The organism is Enterococcus sp. 3C7_DIV0644, assembly GCF_002141235.1.
Taxonomy (GTDB): Bacteria; Bacillota; Bacilli; order Lactobacillales; family Enterococcaceae; genus Enterococcus_D; species Enterococcus_D entomosocium.
The window spans coordinates 1-17,581 of the sequence record NZ_NGLK01000001.1; the positions used below are offsets into that span (position 1 = coordinate 1).

At 42.7% G+C, this 17,581-nt stretch carries 15 protein-coding genes and 1 pseudogene; 14 read left to right on the forward strand and 2 right to left on the reverse strand.

What is annotated here, in order from left to right; translation table 11 throughout:
- The first annotated feature begins 82 nt into the window (after nt 1-82).
- The 6 genes from A5877_RS00005 (at nt 83) to A5877_RS00030 (ending at nt 5,881) form a co-directional block, all read left to right on the forward strand.
- On the forward strand, nt 83-658 hold the full coding sequence (locus A5877_RS00005) for a DUF456 domain-containing protein (RefSeq protein WP_005236092.1): 576 nt from the start codon (nt 83-85) through the stop codon (nt 656-658).
- 72 nt (nt 659-730) lie between these two features.
- Complete coding sequence (rnz, locus tag A5877_RS00010) at nt 731-1,687, forward strand: ribonuclease Z (protein ID WP_034872611.1); 957 nt, start codon at nt 731-733, stop codon at nt 1,685-1,687.
- Nucleotides 1,671-2,459 (forward strand): SDR family oxidoreductase, encoded by a 789-nt coding sequence (locus A5877_RS00015; RefSeq protein ID WP_016612306.1) that lies wholly within the window; start codon nt 1,671-1,673, stop codon nt 2,457-2,459. The genes rnz and A5877_RS00015 overlap by 17 nt, the downstream gene beginning before the upstream one ends.
- 12 nt (nt 2,460-2,471) lie before the next feature.
- Nucleotides 2,472-2,909 (forward strand): lipopolysaccharide assembly protein LapA domain-containing protein, encoded by a 438-nt coding sequence (locus tag A5877_RS00020; protein WP_086299461.1) that lies wholly within the window; start codon nt 2,472-2,474, stop codon nt 2,907-2,909.
- 147 nt (nt 2,910-3,056) lie between these two features.
- Complete coding sequence (gene recJ, locus A5877_RS00025; RefSeq protein ID WP_061054150.1) at nt 3,057-5,357, forward strand: single-stranded-DNA-specific exonuclease RecJ; 2,301 nt, start codon at nt 3,057-3,059, stop codon at nt 5,355-5,357.
- A gap of 11 nt (nt 5,358-5,368) precedes the next feature.
- Nucleotides 5,369-5,881, forward strand: coding sequence for an adenine phosphoribosyltransferase (locus tag A5877_RS00030; RefSeq protein ID WP_005226167.1), 513 nt, complete (start codon nt 5,369-5,371; stop codon nt 5,879-5,881).
- A 75-nt stretch (nt 5,882-5,956) separates the two neighbouring features.
- On the opposite strand, the gene A5877_RS00035 is transcribed toward A5877_RS00030, so the two are convergent.
- Nucleotides 5,957-6,169 (reverse strand): hypothetical protein, encoded by a 213-nt coding sequence (locus A5877_RS00035; protein ID WP_005236082.1) that lies wholly within the window; start codon nt 6,167-6,169, stop codon nt 5,957-5,959.
- 129 nt (nt 6,170-6,298) lie between these two features.
- On the reverse strand, nt 6,299-6,919 hold the full coding sequence (lexA, locus tag A5877_RS00040; protein WP_008381880.1) for a transcriptional repressor LexA: 621 nt from the start codon (nt 6,917-6,919) through the stop codon (nt 6,299-6,301).
- 136 nt (nt 6,920-7,055) lie between these two features.
- On the opposite strand from lexA, the gene A5877_RS00045 reads away from it, so the two are divergent.
- The 8 genes and pseudogenes from A5877_RS00045 to A5877_RS00080 all read left to right on the forward strand — a co-directional run bounded on the left by A5877_RS00045 (nt 7,056) and on the right by A5877_RS00080 (nt 17,564).
- Nucleotides 7,056-7,295, forward strand: a complete 240-nt coding sequence (locus A5877_RS00045) for a DUF896 family protein (protein WP_086316104.1) — start codon at nt 7,056-7,058, stop codon at nt 7,293-7,295.
- Nucleotides 7,296-7,395: 100 nt separating this feature from the next.
- A pseudogene (locus A5877_RS00050) lies at nt 7,396-8,595 on the forward strand (transketolase family protein); the annotation flags it as partial.
- 374 nt (nt 8,596-8,969) lie between these two features.
- Complete coding sequence (locus A5877_RS00055) at nt 8,970-9,344, forward strand: LPXTG cell wall anchor domain-containing protein (RefSeq protein WP_005236050.1); 375 nt, start codon at nt 8,970-8,972, stop codon at nt 9,342-9,344.
- A gap of 14 nt (nt 9,345-9,358) precedes the next feature.
- Entirely contained in the window at nt 9,359-10,162 is an 804-nt protein-coding gene (locus A5877_RS00060) for a WxL domain-containing protein (protein ID WP_034872689.1), read from the forward strand.
- 42 nt (nt 10,163-10,204) lie between these two features.
- Nucleotides 10,205-11,017: a WxL domain-containing protein gene (locus A5877_RS00065; protein ID WP_086316105.1), complete on the forward strand. Its 813-nt coding sequence runs from the start codon at nt 10,205-10,207 to the stop codon at nt 11,015-11,017.
- Between the two features lie 13 nt (nt 11,018-11,030).
- A complete protein-coding gene (locus A5877_RS00070; RefSeq protein WP_005236047.1) occupies nt 11,031-12,158 on the forward strand; it encodes a DUF916 and DUF3324 domain-containing protein in 1,128 nt (375 codons plus the stop codon).
- Nucleotide 12,159: 1 nt separating this feature from the next.
- The gene (locus A5877_RS00075; protein WP_254907403.1) at nt 12,160-15,213 is read left to right on the forward strand and encodes a WxL domain-containing protein; all 3,054 of its coding nucleotides are present in this window, start codon (nt 12,160-12,162) and stop codon (nt 15,211-15,213) included.
- 299 nt (nt 15,214-15,512) lie between these two features.
- Nucleotides 15,513-17,564 (forward strand): glucosaminidase domain-containing protein, encoded by a 2,052-nt coding sequence (locus A5877_RS00080; protein WP_086316107.1) that lies wholly within the window; start codon nt 15,513-15,515, stop codon nt 17,562-17,564.
- Nucleotides 17,565-17,581 lie beyond the last annotated feature (17 nt).

Consider the following 17,581-nt stretch of genomic DNA (forward strand, 5'->3'; position numbering starts at 1 on the left):
GTCTTTTTGGTTTCTTTTTTCATTTAAATGATTTACTGTTAAAATAAAGAAAAGAACAAATAAACCAAAGGGAGCGATTTTTATGTCAAAACGAGTCATTGTAATGAACTTTGATGCTAGTGCCAAAGCGTATCAAGCCTTTTCTGAAGTGAAACGGATGCATATGGAACGAAAGATCAAAGGAGAGCAAATGGCGGTTCTTACCCACACCAATGAAGGCGTGCATCAATTTAAAGTCGAGGATTTTCTTGATTTTACTGGAAACAATAAGACATCAACTGGTGGTTTGATCGGGATGCTCGTTGGTGTGTTAGGTGGGCCTTTGGGAATCATGTTGGGCTGGTTTGGCGGTAGTATGATCGGTGCTACTCGTGACGCAAAAGAGATCCAAAATGCGCAAATGCTCTTCGAACACGTCGGAAACCAAATTGGTGTAGGCGATACGGGGTTATTATTGATTGCCGATGAAGAGGACAATCGTCCTTTGAACCAACTGATCATGAATGAATTAGGCGGTGACATCACTCGTTTTGACTACGATGATGTCGAGGCAGAGATCGAGACGGCCAAAAAAGTCGAAGAATCCACCAAGGCACGTGTTCAAGAGGATTGGAAAAATTCCCATAACGATGAATCCGATAGCCAATCCGAGAAATAAAAACCGCAAGCTTCAATTGCAACTTGATTTCTTTTCCGCTAAAATTGGAAAGAGATGAAAGGAAAGAAGCTTATGGAATTAGAATTTTTAGGAACAGGTGCTGGAGTGCCTGCGAAACATCGAAACGTGACCAGCACTGCGTTACGATTATTAGATGAACGCAATGCCGTTTGGCTTTTTGATTGTGGCGAAGGGACACAAATGCAGATCTTGCATTCTACGATTAGACCGAGAAAGATTGAAAAAATCTTTATTACCCATCTTCATGGTGATCATATTTATGGATTGCCAGGATTGATCAGCAGCCGCTCCTTTCAAGGCGGAGACACACCTCTAGAGATTTATGGACCCAAGGGGATCAAAGCATACATTCAAACCGTTTTGCGGATTTCTCAGACGAAAGTCAGCTATCCATTGCATTTTTTTGAGATTGAAGAAGAAGGGATTCTTTTTAAAGATCAGCAATTTGAAGTATCTTGTCTGCGCCTTGATCACGGGATTGATAGTTTTGGCTATCGTATTGTCGAAGCAAGCCATCAAGGGGAGTTGCAAGTGCAAGCATTGCTTGAACTTGGGCTGAAACCTGGTCCTGTCTTCGGACGTTTGAAAAAAGGTGAAGTAGTTACCCTCGATGATGGTCGTCAAATCAATGGGGCAGATTTTTTAGGTCAAGCCAAAAAAGGACGGATCGTGACAATATTAGGTGACACCCGTAAATGTCAAAACGCCGTGCTTTTAGCGAAAGATGCGGATGTTTTGGTACATGAAAGTACCTTCAACAAAGAAGAAGCCAAGTTGGCTCGCGCTTATTTTCATTCGACGACGCGACAAGCTGCTGAAGTTGCCCAAGAAGCTCACGCCAAGCGTTTGCTATTGACCCATATCAGCGCGCGCTATGTTGGCAAAGATATTACAAATTTAGTAAATGAAGCAAAAGAAGTATTTCCGAATACGTTGATCGTCAAAGATTTTGATATTGTCGAGATCCCTTTTGCCGGAGAGGAAGAATCAGATGAACTTGGAGAATAAAGTTGTCGTTGTAACAGGTGGTTCTGCCGGACTTGGAGAACAAATCTGTTATGAAGCCGCAAAACGTGGTGCGATCGTCGTGACTTGTGCCCGGAGAACGAATTTGATCGGAAAAGTCAAAGAACAATGTATGGAATTAAGCGGCAAAGAAGCGTATGCGTTTCAATTGGACGTAGCAAATCCTGAAAGCGTGGAGCGCTTATTAGAAAAAATCAGTGAGAAAGTCGGAAAGATCGATGTCTTTGTCAATAATGCTGGCTACGGGATCTTTCAAGAGTTTACAGAGATGGATCCTGCGGTCATCCGTAATATGTTTGAAGTCAATGTACTTGGGATGATGGTTTTGACTCAGCAAGTTGCGATTCAAATGGCTGAACAAAAGCATGGTCATATCATAAACGTTGCTTCAATTGCGGGTAAGATAGCTACGCCGAAGACCGCAGTTTACTCTGCAACGAAATTTGCTGTACTTGGTTTTTCTAACGCCTTACGTTTAGAACTAAAACCACTGGGGATTAACGTAACAACGGTCAACCCAGGGCCGATCGAAACGGCATTCTTTGACCAAGCAGATCCTAGCGGTAGTTACTTATCATCGGTGGGCAGCCTTGTCCTTGAACCAAACAAATTGGCACAAACGATCGTCAAAGCCATGATTCATCCAAAACGAGAAATCAATCGCCCACATATTTTAGGGGCGGCAGCAAAACTGTATACACTGTTTCCTGCAATCGGGGATTATATGGCAGGAACGATGTTCAACAAAAAATAGGAGTTGAAACCCATGAAAAATCAATGGCGTGTTATCGTTGGTATTTTACTGATTTTAGTGATCGTTTTATTTGCGGTTGCAAACAATATGACTGTTCCGATCAATTTTGGCTTCACAACGATTCAATCGCCACTGATCTTAGTCATTATTGGTTCTGCTTTGTTAGGCGCATTGATTTTGTTGCTGGTTTCCACAAGTGCAATGTTCCGTCAAAAAAAAGAACTAAAACAATTGAGAAAAGAGCTCTCGGATTATCGCACGAATAACGAGAAAGTTCTGCAAGATGAACGAGAAGCCTTGGAACGAGAATATACCAACAAGCAGGCGGAGTTAGCAGCTAGGCAGCAACAACTCGACGATCAAGAAGCGCAACTTTCGTCACGTGCTGCAGGCGCCTCAACGCCGCCAACGATTGATGAAGAAATGAAGTCTTTTGAATCGCAAGCCTAGAATACATGAGAGCAATTAAGAAAAGAGTTTGCCGGCGCATCGTTCGCTGCAAGCTCTTTTTTGTGACATGAAAAAATAAATTGTTTCTTTCGTTGTTTTTCCTTTTTACATAAACTTTGCTATAATAACCTAGTTAGGAGTGATTTGGTGAAACGTGCAAATTTTCATTGGGTGCGACCGCAAGATAGCGAAGCTACCCCTGTATTTAAAGAATTGATCCAAGCAAGAAAGATTCCTGAGCGCATCGGCGCGTTGCTATGGCAAAGAAATATTCGAACAGCAGAAGCGCTAGACGCTTTTTTATCAACGGATCTGCAATACCTTCATGATCCGTTTCTCTTTCATGATATGGATAAGGCCGTGGAACGGATCCATGAAGCCATTTTAAATGGTGAGCGGATCTTGATTTATGGCGACTATGACGCAGATGGGATTACGAGCACCACCGTATTAAAAGAAACACTGGAGTTGCTAGGGGCTGAAGCTGAATATTATCTGCCCAATCGCTTTTCAGATGGGTATGGTCCCAACATAACTGTCTATCAAGATAAAATTGCGGCAGGGACTCAATTGATCATCACCGTTGATAATGGGGTATCTGGACATGAGGCAATTGCTTATGCTCAAGGGCAAGGGGTCGATGTGATCGTGACGGATCACCATGAACTTCCTGCAGAACTCCCAGAAGCCTTTGCCATCGTTCATCCCCGTCACCCTGAAGGAAACTATCCGTTTGGTGATTTAGCGGGAGTCGGTGTCGCATTTAAAGTGGCTTGTGCCCTATTAGAAGAAGTGCCCGTCGAACTGCTGGACCTTGTTGCAATTGGGACGATTGCTGATATGGTTTCTTTGACAGATGAGAATCGACTACTAGTCAGCAATGGCCTGAAAATGATCCAACAAACTGATCGGCTTGGTTTGAATGAGTTGTTGACGGTCAGTGGGTTGAAAAAACGAACAGTCAACGAAACCGATATTGGTTTTGCTGTTGGCCCCCGCCTCAATGCAATTGGTCGGTTGGAAGATCCTAATCCTGCTGTTCGTTTGTTAACCACATTTGATGAAGAAGAAGCAGTAACCTTAGCCAAGACATTAGATACGATCAATCAGCAGCGAAAAACTTTCGTTGAAGAAATCATGAAAGAAGCGCAAGAAAAAATCGACCCTGCCAATCATGTTCATCTGGTCGTAGGTGATAACTGGCACGAAGGGGTTTTAGGAATCGTAGCTGGACGTATCATGCAAAGTACCGGACAGCCCGTGATCGTTTTGACCAAAAAAGAAAATGGGTTAGCAAAAGGGTCAGGTAGAAGTGTCGCTGCGTTGAATCTATTTGAAATGTTGGCTACGATGAAAGACATGTTTACCAGTTTTGGTGGTCATCATGCGGCGGTCGGCTTAAGTATCCCGATTGATCATTTGGACATGTTACAAGCTCAGATGAATCGCTATGTGGAAGAAAATGGAATTGATCTTAGTCAGGGAATCCCCTTAGCGATCGATGAGGAACTGCCATTGGCGGAAGTATCGATCAACTTTATTGAGTCTTTAAACGTTTTAGCGCCTTTCGGAACGGACAATCCGTTACCGAAATTTCTGTTTTCCAATTTATCGACTCAAAATGCCCGCCAGATTGGTACCGAAAACCAGCACTTGAAGTTAGTGATGACAGATGAGTCCAATCTACAGCTAGATGTGATTGGCTTTGGTTTTGGAAAAGACTCAGTAGAGTTTGAAAATGATCGACTATCGATCGTTGGTCAGCTTTCAATCAATGAATGGAATGGCAACAAAAAACCGCAGCTGATGTTGGATGACTTTGCAGTGGAAGGGCTGCAGTTGTTTGATTATCGTTCGAAAAGGAGTCGGCAAGGTGTCTCTCTGGGAAATGAAACATTAGGGGTCGTTTTCAATAAGAAACTGCCTCGAGAGCTGCAAGGATTTTGTGGACAAACGATCTTATTCGACTCGGTGGCTGCTGTGAAAGATACATTTTGTGCTGGTCCGTTCCAAGAGATCGCGTTTTTAGATTGTCCTGCTGATATTGCTGTGATCAAAGAGGTCGTTCAAGCGCTTCATGCTTCAAGAATTGCGTTTGTGTTTTACTCGACGGAAGATGCCTATTTAGACGGGGTAGGCACCAGAGAGCAATATGGTCGGCTTTTTCAATTGATCAAGCAGCAGCCTCGTTTGGATATTCGCTACAAATTAAAGATGGTCGCTAACTATCTAAAAATTCCAGAAAAATTACTTATTTTTATGATTCAGGTGTTTTCTGAGCTGGAATTTGTTACAATACAAGATGGTGTTTTGAATAAAACGGCTGATCCTGTTTCTCGTCCGCTGACAGAGAGTCATTTGTATCAGCAACGACAAAAAATGATCAAAACAGAAGAATTTTTATTAATGAGTGATTTATCAACCCTACGTCAGTGGTTGACAGTCTAGGAGGAAAAAAAATGGATTTAAAAGAGTATATTGCTAGTATTCCGGATTATCCCCAAGAGGGAATTATTTTTCGGGACATCTCGCCGCTAATGGCTGATGGAGAAGCGTATCGTTATGCGACACAGCAGATCGTTGAGTATGCACAAGAAAAAGGCATCGATATGGTGGTAGGACCAGAAGCCCGCGGATTTATCGTTGGTTGCCCAGTTGCGTACCAGTTAGGTGTCGGCTTTGCCCCAGTACGTAAAAAAGGCAAATTGCCACGGGAAACCATTGAAGCAGAGTATGAAAAAGAGTATGGCGTGGATGTTTTGACGTTGCATGCCGATGCTATCAAACCAGGACAACGTGTCCTGATTTGTGACGATCTACTAGCAACTGGCGGAACGATCAAAGCAACGATTGAACTCGTAGAAAAACTAGGCGGTATCGTTGTGGGCTGTGCCTTTTTGATCGAACTAATGGATTTACATGGAAGAGATAAAATCCAAGGTGTTGAAATCAAGACGTTAATGGAATACTAAAAAAGAAGAAACAAAAAAGGACTCGCAGGAGTCCTTTTTTGTTTCTTCTGCCTTATGGCGTATGTAGGGGAAGGATCATGGTTCGTAACGATAAAAATCATGATCGTGATAATAATGGCGGTTACGTTTGCGCTCTGCTTGGCGGAATTTCTTTTCATCCCATAGCATGAACCAAAGCATCATTAGAGGACAAAAAATCAGAACAGCACTTAGAACGCCAAAATAGCCAATAACAATACCCATCAATAAAACCCATAACATAAAACCAAATCGACGAACTGCTTTCATCTCATTCACTCCTTAAATAATACGAACTTATGTTTGTATACTTATTATACGAATGTTTGTTCGGTTTGTAAAGAGGAAAGAAAAAAAATCTTCGTAAAAACGAAGATTTCCTAGTCAGCTCGTTGAGCATCAAAGCAGATGTCGATACAACCCAACAACCAATCCTAAAATCGTTACGTCAGGCAAAATGATTGGTTCTAAGTAATCATTTTCCGGTTGTAAACGAATGTAATTCTTTTCTTTATAGAATCGTTTGCAAGTAGCTTCATCTTCATCTGTCATAGCGATCACAATATCACCATTTTGCGCACTTTGTTGTTTGCGAACGATCACTTGATCGCCGTCAAGGATGCCAGCATTGATCATACTTTCTCCTCGGATCGTCAACATAAACAAACTACCGGTACTATTTGCTAAATCTGGCGGAATCGGAAAGAAATCGGATGCATCTTCCACTGCTAAAATCGGTTCTCCCGCAGTTACGACACCAAGCATCGGAATGGATGCTGGCTGAACATCGATTTTTTCAAGACCGGAAGAAGTTAATTCAATGGCTCTGGGTTTTGTAGGATCTCGCAAGATCAACCCCTTTTTTTCAAGTCGGGACAAATGGCCATGAACAGTTGAGGTAGAAGATAACTGAACGGCTTCGCCAATTTCGCGAACAGTCGGCGGATAGCCTTTTTCAGTGACACGGGTATGAATGAACTTAAGAATTTCGATTTGTCGATTTTCTGTTCGTTTTGCCAAAACTGACACCTTCTTTCATTTGATAACATTAGTGTACCATAGGTATATCGAATATTCAAACAAATGTTCGCTTTTTACACTATTGTTTTTATTCGCTAGTTTGTAGTAAAATCAAGAGGGAAAAGGAGGAACGAATATGCTATCTCAAGAAAAATTAGCTCGAATCAATGAACTTGCCAACAAGAAAAAAACAGAGGGTTTGACTGAGGCAGAAACGAACGAACAAAAAGTTCTACGTGACGAGTATTTAACCGCCTTTCGTGGAGGAATGCGTCACCATATCGAAGGAATGAAGATCGTTGATCCTGAAGGTGCTGATGTGACACCAGAGAAATTAAAAGATATTCAAAAGAAAAAAGGTCTCCACGGCAGATAATTGTGAATTCCTTTTCATTGCTATTGAAATAAGCATCTGAATCACGTATAATAAAAGATGTAATAAAGGTAAAAAAAACCTAAATTAGGAGGAACTACCATTGTTTGATAAAATCGATCAATTAGGAGTGAACACCCTTCGTACATTAAGTATCGAAGCCGTACAAAAAGCCAATTCAGGACATCCAGGATTACCGATGGGGGCAGCACCCATGGCCTATGCCTTGTGGACCAAACACTTGAAAGTCAATCCAACGACTTCTCGCAAGTGGGTGGATCGTGACCGTTTTGTTTTGTCTGCTGGACACGGTTCGGCGTTATTGTACAGCTTGTTGCATGTGTCTGGTTACGATGTGACCATTGAGGATCTAAAAAACTTCCGTCAATGGGATAGCCGCACGCCAGGACATCCAGAAGTCGATCACACAGACGGCGTGGAAGCAACCACTGGACCTTTAGGACAAGGGATCGCCATGGCAGTCGGTATGGCAATGGCCGAAGCCCACTTGGCTGCAACCTACAATCGCGACAAGTATCAAGTCATCGATCACTATACCTATGCCTTATGTGGCGATGGGGATTTGATGGAAGGTGTTTCGCAAGAAGCTGCATCCATGGCGGGTCACATGAAATTAGATAAACTGATCGTCTTGTACGATTCAAATGACATTTCCCTAGATGGTCCGACTTCAAAAGCCTTTACAGAAAATGTCGGTGCGCGTTTTGAAGCGTATGGCTGGCAACACATTCTCGTTGAAGACGGCAATGATTTAGAAGCAATCTCAAAAGCGATCGACGAAGCAAAAGCTGAAAGCGACAAACCAACCTTGATCGAAATCAAGACTGTGATCGGATACGGTGCGCCAAATCAAGGCACCTCTGCCGTTCATGGTGCGCCGATCGGTGCCGAAGGCATTTCTGCAGCTAAAGCGATTTATGGTTGGGAATACCCAGAATTTACCGTACCTGAAGAAGTTGCCGCGCGCTTCAAAGAAACCATGATCGATGAAGGGCAAAAAGCTGAAGCCGCTTGGAACGAAACCTTCCGTGCCTATGAAGCAGCCTACCCAGAACTTGCTGCGCAATTCAAACAAGCCTTTGCGGGTGAATTGCCAGCAGATTGGGATGCAACATTACCAAGCTACGAAGTTGGCAGCTCACAAGCTAGTCGGGTTTCTAGCAAAGAGATGATCCAAGCCTTATCCAAAGCCGTCCCTAGTCTCTGGGGTGGATCGGCTGACCTTTCTGGCTCCAACAACACGATGGTGGCAGCAGAAAAAGACTTTGAACCTGGCCAATACCTGTCTCTTATACACATCTAGATGTGTATAAGAGACAGCTATTTGTAAGCTTAGTATGATGGGCTTCTTTCGCAAAATTTTTACCCTTTCTTTTTATAAAAATGCTTATTTTTAGTCAATAAAACGTAAAATTAATAAGAAAATTCACCTATTGGTGAAAAATAATATTTCAAATCTGTGAAAATCATCAGTATAGTGAACTTTGTCAAAAGTTATAAGTCTTTCTCTGCTATTTTACGAATGACAGAAAAAGCGTTGCACAACTCAAATGATTCTGAAACGATCTCAAAATCATTTTTGTTAACGGGTCTTAGGCAAACGCTGTTTTGAAAAGATCACTTATAAGACGTGGCAAGTATAGAGGAGGAGGGAGAATGAAAGGAGAAAAGGTATGGAAATTAGTTCGTATGGTTCTGTTTTGCACTCTTTTTTATGGGATAACTATTTCTACGGCAGCGGTGAATGCTCAGGAAGTGCAGTCGGTTGAAACAGAAAGCTCTGTGCTCTTTACCGGTGTTTATGAGCCTATTGGGCAACCCGAACCAGCACCGCCAGCAGGCCCTACAGAGAATATATCGCCACCAAACAAGGTAGCAAAACCAGGTGGTATTTTACCAAAGACCAACGAGACAAGAACTTACGGCGTAATCTTTCTTGGATTACTGCTTGTACTGGTTGTATTGTATGTGCAATATACCAAACATCGATCAAAATTTGTGATGGTTAAAAAGAAAAGACAAATAATTTGAAAGCAGGGATTAATTTGAAATTCGTACGATTTGCATCGGCAGCTGTTTTAGCTGCAACTTTATTTACTATTAGCGCGGAAGCCTTCGCTACTGAGAGTGTAACAAACCATGATACAGAAGGGAAAGTTCTCTTTGTACCAAACGATAGCGAAGCGACAGTGGTTCAACCACCAAATCCTGGTCCTAATGGTCCAGATGTAGAGATCAATCCAGTCGGCCCGGAAGGACAAACGGGACCATTGACGATTGCTTACGCACCTACGCTTAATTTCGGTGAGCAAGTGATTTCTAATACCGATCAAGAATATAAGCTAGTGGCTGAATTACACAAGCTAAAAGACGCGGAAGATAGTGAAGAAAGAGTTCCATATGTTTCATTTGCTCAAGTCCAAGATACGCGTGGGACAAATGCTGGTTGGGACTTAAAAGTTTCCTTAAGTGCTTTTGAATCAGGAACACAGAATAATGAACTGACTGGAGCAAGAATTCGTTTTAATTCGCCAAAATTGGAATATAACGGAAGCAACCAAGAAAATGAGCCACAAATTCATGCGGATGGATTGATTTTAGATGCTACAAATAGTGAACGTTCGGTTCTGACTGCTGCTCAAACAAAAGGTGCTGGCGTATCGTCAGTCGTTTGGGGCGATCAGGAAGAAATCAATCGACAAGTAGAAGCAGGTGCAGAGGTTGTTGAAAATGCTGGAATCGAGTTACTTGTTCCTGGATCAACAGCAAAAGACGCTGCTCTTTATGAAGCAACTCTTACTTGGACTTTGGCTGCAACAGCTGGACCGGACGGAGAAACGGTTGAGTAACTTGGTTTTGTACTGAATAAAAAAAGAAAGAAGGAACTAGAAATGAAAATGATTCGTTTAGCTACGGTCGCTGTATTATCCACCACTTTACTAGCAGGAGGCGTTCAAGCCTTTGCCCAATCTTCATTAGAAACGACTACCGATAACGTTGTAGGGTTTACCTCAGACGGAAGCGATCTAACAGTGGTACAACCGCCAGTCGTGCACCCAGAAGTAGAAACAATCGAACCAACACCGCCAGGACAAACGGGCCCATTTACCATTGCTTATGCACCACAAACATTCGATTTTGGTCAGAATGCTATTTCTACCAGTGATCGTTGGTATTCAATCGTTGCTGATGAGCGTAATTTGGCTGATCAATCAGGGACGACACCGTACGTATCGTTTGCCCAAGTGCAAGATACCCGAGGAACGCATGCTGGTTGGACATTAAATGTTAGTCTAACTGATTTTACTTCTGAATCAGGAGATGTCTTGACTGGGGCAAAAATCAAGTTGGCAAACCCTGAAATCGTGTTCAACAAAGGCGAGGGTGATCGAGACTTACAGCCAAGTGCCGTTATCAATAATGAAGAACAAAATGCGTTGATCCTAGATGTCAACGATCAAGACATTCCTGTCATGCGTGCTTCGGTCGGTCAAGGCGCGGGCGCTTCATCGATTTACTGGGGAGATCAGGAAAAATTGACGGAACAAAATCTTAATAAACAAGAAGGCGAAATGATCAGAAATGATGATATTCAACTATTTGTACCAGGCTCTACCACGCAGCTAGCAACTAACTATACTGCTGAAATGACATGGACGCTAACTGCTTCTGTTGATAGTGGCGGCGAAACAGTAAATCCGTAAGAAGGATCATAGCTTGCAACAAGAAACAACTGGCAGGAATAGTAAATTATTCCTGCCTTTTTTGGAAGGAGAACCACTTTTGACTGAACAACGTATGAGAATGAAATGGATAAAAACGGTTACCTGTGCGGTCATCCTACTATCATTCTTTTTTTCACCAAGAATGAGCTATGCTCAGACAGAATCAGAATTAAACTTTTATGTGACGCCTATCTTACCGGAAAGTCAGCTGGAAGGAGGGGCGTTGGGGTATTTCGATTTAAATCTTGGGGCAGGAGAACGTGATGAATTGGCTTTAGAGATCGAAAATGGTTCTGATCAAGCGATCGAAATAGAAATTTCTGCCCATACGGCATTTACGAATGTGAATGGTGTTGTGGAATATGGCAGGGATGCAGAATCCCCTGATCCGACTTTACCTGCATCAATTGATGAACTGGTAGAGGTGCCTGAAACCGTATTGTTAGATCCATTAGAAAAACGAATCATTTCTTTACCGATTACGATGCCAGAAGAGGAATTCAAAGGGGTTTTGGCAGGTGGCATTCGAATCAAAGAGGTTATTTCGGAAGAGGAGCAAACACAATCTGCTGAAGAAGGATTAGGCATTCGGAACGCATTTTCCTATGTCATTGGTGTGGTAGTAAGCAACAATCGGTCCGCAACGGATCCGGGATTGGAACTGCTTGATGTTTTTGCCGATCAAGTAAACTACCGAAACGTATTTAGTGCTGTTATCCAAAATTATACAGCAACATTTGTCAATCAATTGGAAGTAACAGCTGAAATTCGTTCTGTTGATGGTGAGACGATCTTATATGAAACAAGTCAATCATCTATGCAAATGGCTCCTAATTCACATATGCATTTCCCAATTCCCTTGGATGGCGATCGTTTTCGTAATGGGGAGTATGTATTGAATCTTACTGCGCGGTCAGGAGAGGAAGAGTGGTCTTGGGAACAGATATTTAGCGTAGAGGCAGAAGATGCTCGCCGCTTAAATGAACTCGATGTCACTGTAGATACGTCACTCAATTGGTGGATGATCGCCACGGCTGGTCTAATCAGCTTGCTTCTAATTATTGCGATCATCCTAATTGTTCATAAGAAAAAAAATGCAAAGGAAGGTGGGAAAAGTTGAAATGAAGAATACCCCGCACAAGGTAATAATTGCAATCATTATTGGATTACTAAGTGTGCAAACTTTTTTTCCAAGTCTGAGCAGTATCCTATTGCCGGAAATCCGCGCCATCGATCACACGATTGAACCGTTGGACGAAACGCAGAATATGTCCTTGCTTGATAAAGCAACACAACCGATCCAAACAAAAGAATTTGACATCCATCAACCTTTTTTTCAGTTTCCAGTTAGTGTGATTGAAGGTGTCGTGGATCAACCGATCGACGTTTTCGTCGTATCAAGCCAACCTTTAAATGAGATTACGCTAGTTGTAGCGAAAGAAGCAGCGATCGTGGAAGAAGAATTTGCTGCAGAAGTGAAGAATAAGAAGCTGTCTGAAGAAGAACAGGAATGGACGCTTACCTTTGATGAAGAGCTAATGGAGTTCGAGATTCCTATCGTCTTTAATAAAATAGGCGATTATCGACTTTTTATAGGTGAAGCGGAACTAACGATCGAAGTACAGGCAGAAGATGACGGGGAAGAGGACTCGGATGATGATGCAGATAATGAAACGATCGAGACAGAGGTCTCACCATCAGATACGCCTCAGGAAGGGAAACGAACCACGCAACCTTCTAATGACGCGAACCTAAATGAGAATCAGCAAGACACAGAAGCTGACCAAGCAGAAGCAATTGCCCAATTGACAGAACCTGTCACACCGTTAGACGAAATCAGTCACCGGGATGTTTCCAACTGGCAAGAGTTTATGGCGGCAATCGTGAATAGAGAAGTAAATTATATCAATATCGTAAATGACTTTGAATCATCAAACAATCCTACTCAAGGAGTTTCCGGAGTGGCTGCGGGAAGTGCAACTTCCAACCCGTCGAATGGGGTAGCCTATATTTGGACCAATGCTTCTGGAATTTCGCGAACGCTTGTGATCGAAGGCAATGGGTATCAAATCGACTTTAGAGCTGTTGCTGTCGGATTTTATGATAGTACCGTCAATAGTGCAACGCCGTGGGATATCACGTACCAAAATATCGATATCGTTCATGGCAACTATTATGGCTTCATGAATTTTACGAATATGAGTATTCCGCAACAAAATCTATCCAGAATGCGTTACCACAATTTAACCAACGCGGGCAATCAGTTGATCCACTCGTTAGCGACACCTGTTATTATGTCTGGCGAAGTAATATCGCATCAAACTCCGACATATACTTCCAGATCTGGACGTGTGCAAACGATCAATGCAACCAACCAAGCAAATATGGAAGTAACACAATTGGAAATTCTTGATAACGCAACAGTTGACATGTCGACAATAAATTCCGGCAATATCTATTTATATTATGCAACGGGGCGTATGACTATTGGCAATGATGCAAAGATGTCTCTGCGTGCAGCTGGAACAGCCGGTGAGGCTTTTGGAGCAAATATTTATATAGCGAATGGACGGATCAATATCGGTAATCGATCAGAGCTTCATTTGACTGCCCGAGCCAACTCCCCCGCAATCAGTATGTATGCTAGCGGCGCCCACTTTGAAATGTCTGAGGATAGCAAAGTGGTAATCAAAGCTGATGGACGTACCACAAGCCTCAATGGATGGGGCTATAACATTATCTACATGGGTGCTGGAAGCACGATGCTTATTGGAAATAAAAGCAGTGTCGAAATTGATGCAGTGAATCAAGGGACCACCACCTCCGGAGTGATCCATGTAGCCGGTGCCGCCACATTTATTGTTGCTAAAGAAGGAGTCTTGGATATTAAGTCGGACGGAACCAATCCCTCTCATTCCTTGATGACATTTTTGAGCTCGGCCTCAACCTTCACTTTTGCGGATGCACAACGCATCAATTTAGAGAAAACAAGGGCGGTTACCGGAAATGCAGCAAATAGTAGCCTTATTTCGATTTCCGGCAGCGGCGGGCTATTAGATGTGGATATTCAAGCTGCGAAGCAATGGCGGCATGGAAACTTGACGGAGGAACCAGACTTCAGTTGGAGTCCAATCTTCAATTTAAAAGTGAATTTTGCCTCTACCTTGTCATCGATTTCGAATGTTTCTTCCATCTCACAAGAGATCGTTGATCATTTTCGCGCGAATTTTACCACAAGAGCACAACGTATCCTATTTGAATATATTCCAGATGTCGAGGTTCATTTAGAACCATTAACGGAAGACCCGGCACTGGAAGGCTCAAGAATCATTAAGGGAAAAGCCACACCTTATAGTGTGATTCGTTTTGACGGAGATCCAGCGATTCCCGCACCGCAACTGCAATCACCCTCTTTTGATGATAACAGCTTGTTTCATCTTCAAGCAGATGCAAATGGTGATTTCAGCTTGACCTTAGCCGAGGGGGATCGGTTTACAAAACATAATACGGTGACGGCTTACGCTTTCTTAAATGGAAAATTCGATACAGCTGAAACAGTTGTTCAAGAGATTGCCACAATGAATCCACGAGATCCGATCGCGCCAGATATTGAAGTGAACCCAGAAAATAAACCGGATATACCAGAACATTTAGGGTTTATCAGTATCGATTTCATCTCCCAGTATAGCTTTGGAGATGTATCAATAAGTGCAGATACCAAACAGTACAAGGCATTGCCGCAACGTCTTAGCAGTGCAGATGGCTCAGTAACTGAGGAACGGCCAAATTACGTGCAGATTTCTGACCGTCGCGCTCAATTTACCGGCTGGGAACTAAACGCGACATTATCTGCTGCAGGATTTCGTAATGATCGAGGAGAAGAACTTCGGGGTGCACGAATTATTTTAGAAAATGCAGTTATGCTGACGAATGCCGCCAATTCAGCAATTCCTCCCACTTATAGTGAATCAATGATCCTTGATCCTGGGGTACCCGCTTTGATCGCTGAAGCGGATGCAAATGAAGGAAGCGGTACCTGGATTCAGCGCTACGGGGATATGGGGACGATGGGGGATAGTGTCAAACTTGAAGTACCCATTGGATCAAATCCGCGTAACATGACCTATCAAGCAACGATTGAATGGGAGTTAAGTTTTGTCCCATCTACCGAATGATCGATGCTCAATCTTATCAAATGGAAGCTGTTGACGCCTATGACAGCTTCCATTCTTGATAGGAAGACAGTGAATAAATCGGTTGAAAAGCAGTGGATTTTAACGCTTTTTTATGGTAGATCACGCTGCTGAGCAAAATCTGCTTAAGCTGGCTAAATCCATCGTTTGCTTCAAAAATAATCGCGAAGATACAGAGTTCACCTAAACTCGTGCAAAAACTATTCAAGCAACTTTGAATCAGTTCGTCAGGTTTTGATCAAAACCAAGGATGCCGGCTGAAACAAGAGAAAGGAAACTGTATGAAGAGTAGAAAAAAGAAGTCATATTTAACATTATTCAGTGCTGGGATTTTAGCAAGCCAACTTTTTGTTTCTCCCGTATTACTGGCGAACGAAAGCCCTCAGCCTGATAACTATTCAGAAAATACAAATGTCGAACAGCAACTTGATGACCAAGATTCATCGGCAGCAGAAGACCAAGAAAGTCAAGAAGACGTCAGCAAAGAGCAAACGGAGGACTCGACCGAGTTATCCTCCGAATCAAATGAACCGCTTATGGATTCAGAAACAGCAGATACCGTTGTAGAATCTCTTGATTCGTCTGAAGAATCAGACTCAACACAAACGACCGAGTCAGCGGAAACGACCGAACTAGAGGAATCAGAGTCCGCGGAACCTTCCGAGGAAGAGGAAAAAATAGATGCTGAAACGGACGATCTAGAAGTAGAAACAGAGAACAACCCAAAGGAGACCGACTTGATTGATGAGTCATTGGCACCAAAAGAAAATGAAAGTTCAACTGAGAGCAACGAAAATACTGAAAATGCAAAAAAAGAGGAGCCGAAAATACCTCCGATTATTGCACCTGAGCAAGTAATAAACCCTGTCGTTCAATCACCAGATGCTACTTCTCACTTGAAAAAATCTTTTTATGATGGACGTACCATTGATTTACCAGAGAGTTTTCGGGCAGCAAAGATTGCAGATTCGAATCTGTTAGATTTCACCTTGCCGATATTAGCTGATTATGATGCCCAATGGCAAGCGGCATTGGTCTACGAGATCATCGGGCAAATTGGTGAACTAGAAGAACCATCGACAATGGACGAATGGATCAATGAACGGATCAAAGCTGTTATAGAAGGAAAAGCTAGCTGGATAGAAAAAGAACAGCAGGTTGAACAATTACAACCGGGGGATCTTTTATATGACGCAAATAAGTTAATCGGTATCTACCTCGCAGATGGTTACCAAGCAAGTTTAGTGACAAATCAAGAAGAGCCAACGAAAACTGCCATCGAAGTTCAGCGGGTTTCAATCGAAGAGCCGCTATCGATCAGACGGCTATCAAATCCTGAATTGGCTACATATGGCGAAAAGCTAGTTACTGAATATCCAGCCCCTTACGAATTTACAGTGAATCAAAAGACCCAGACGTTTATTGAAACATTGGCACAAGAAGCCCAAAGCTTAGGGCAAGAATACGATGTCTTTGCTTCTGTATTAATCGCGCAAGCGATCCTTGAAAGCGGCAGTGGCGACAGCGGGCTTTCCAGCAGTCCCCATTATAACCTTTTTGGGATCAAAGGCAGTTATCAAGGAAGCAGCGTGACTTTACCAACAATGGAAGATAAAGGCAACGGAGAACTATTCCAAATTCAAGCAGCCTTTCGTTCCTATTCAAGTTATCGAGATTCGATGGCAGATTATGTCAAATTGATTCGCGGAGGAATCACTGGAAATCCAACTTTTTATCAAGACGTGTGGCGCTCTGAATCAAAAAACTATCTTCGGGCAGCAGATGCTTTGACGGGCACTTATGCGACCGATGTTAATTATAGTAAAAAAATCAATTCACTGATTGCGGTCTATGGATTGACGCAATATGACCAAGTGATCGCAACAGAAACAGGCTTGTTTATCCAAGGAAAAGAACAAATTCCAGAAGAGTATCGCTCCCTCATGACATTTCCAGAATACAACGGTCGTGACTACAATCTTTCTGGTTCGTATCCTGTTGGACAATGTACTTGGTATGTGTTCAATCGGGTGAGTCAATTAGGCGGTCAAGTAGATGACTACATGGGAAATGGTGGTCAATGGGGCAATACCGGACGACGTTTAGGTTACAACGTCAGTCAAACGCCTAAAGCAGGTAGTATGATCTCTTTTGCACCTGGAACAGCTGGATCTGATCCTCGTTATGGTCATGTCGCTTTTGTTGAAGCCGTTGGTCCAAATGGTATTTTGGTTTCAGAAGGAAATGTCTATGGTGGAACCACAATCTCTTATCGCGTGATCAGCAATGAATTGGCGCACTCATCAAGTGTTTCATATATTATGCCAAAATAAGGATGGAGGGCTGGCAA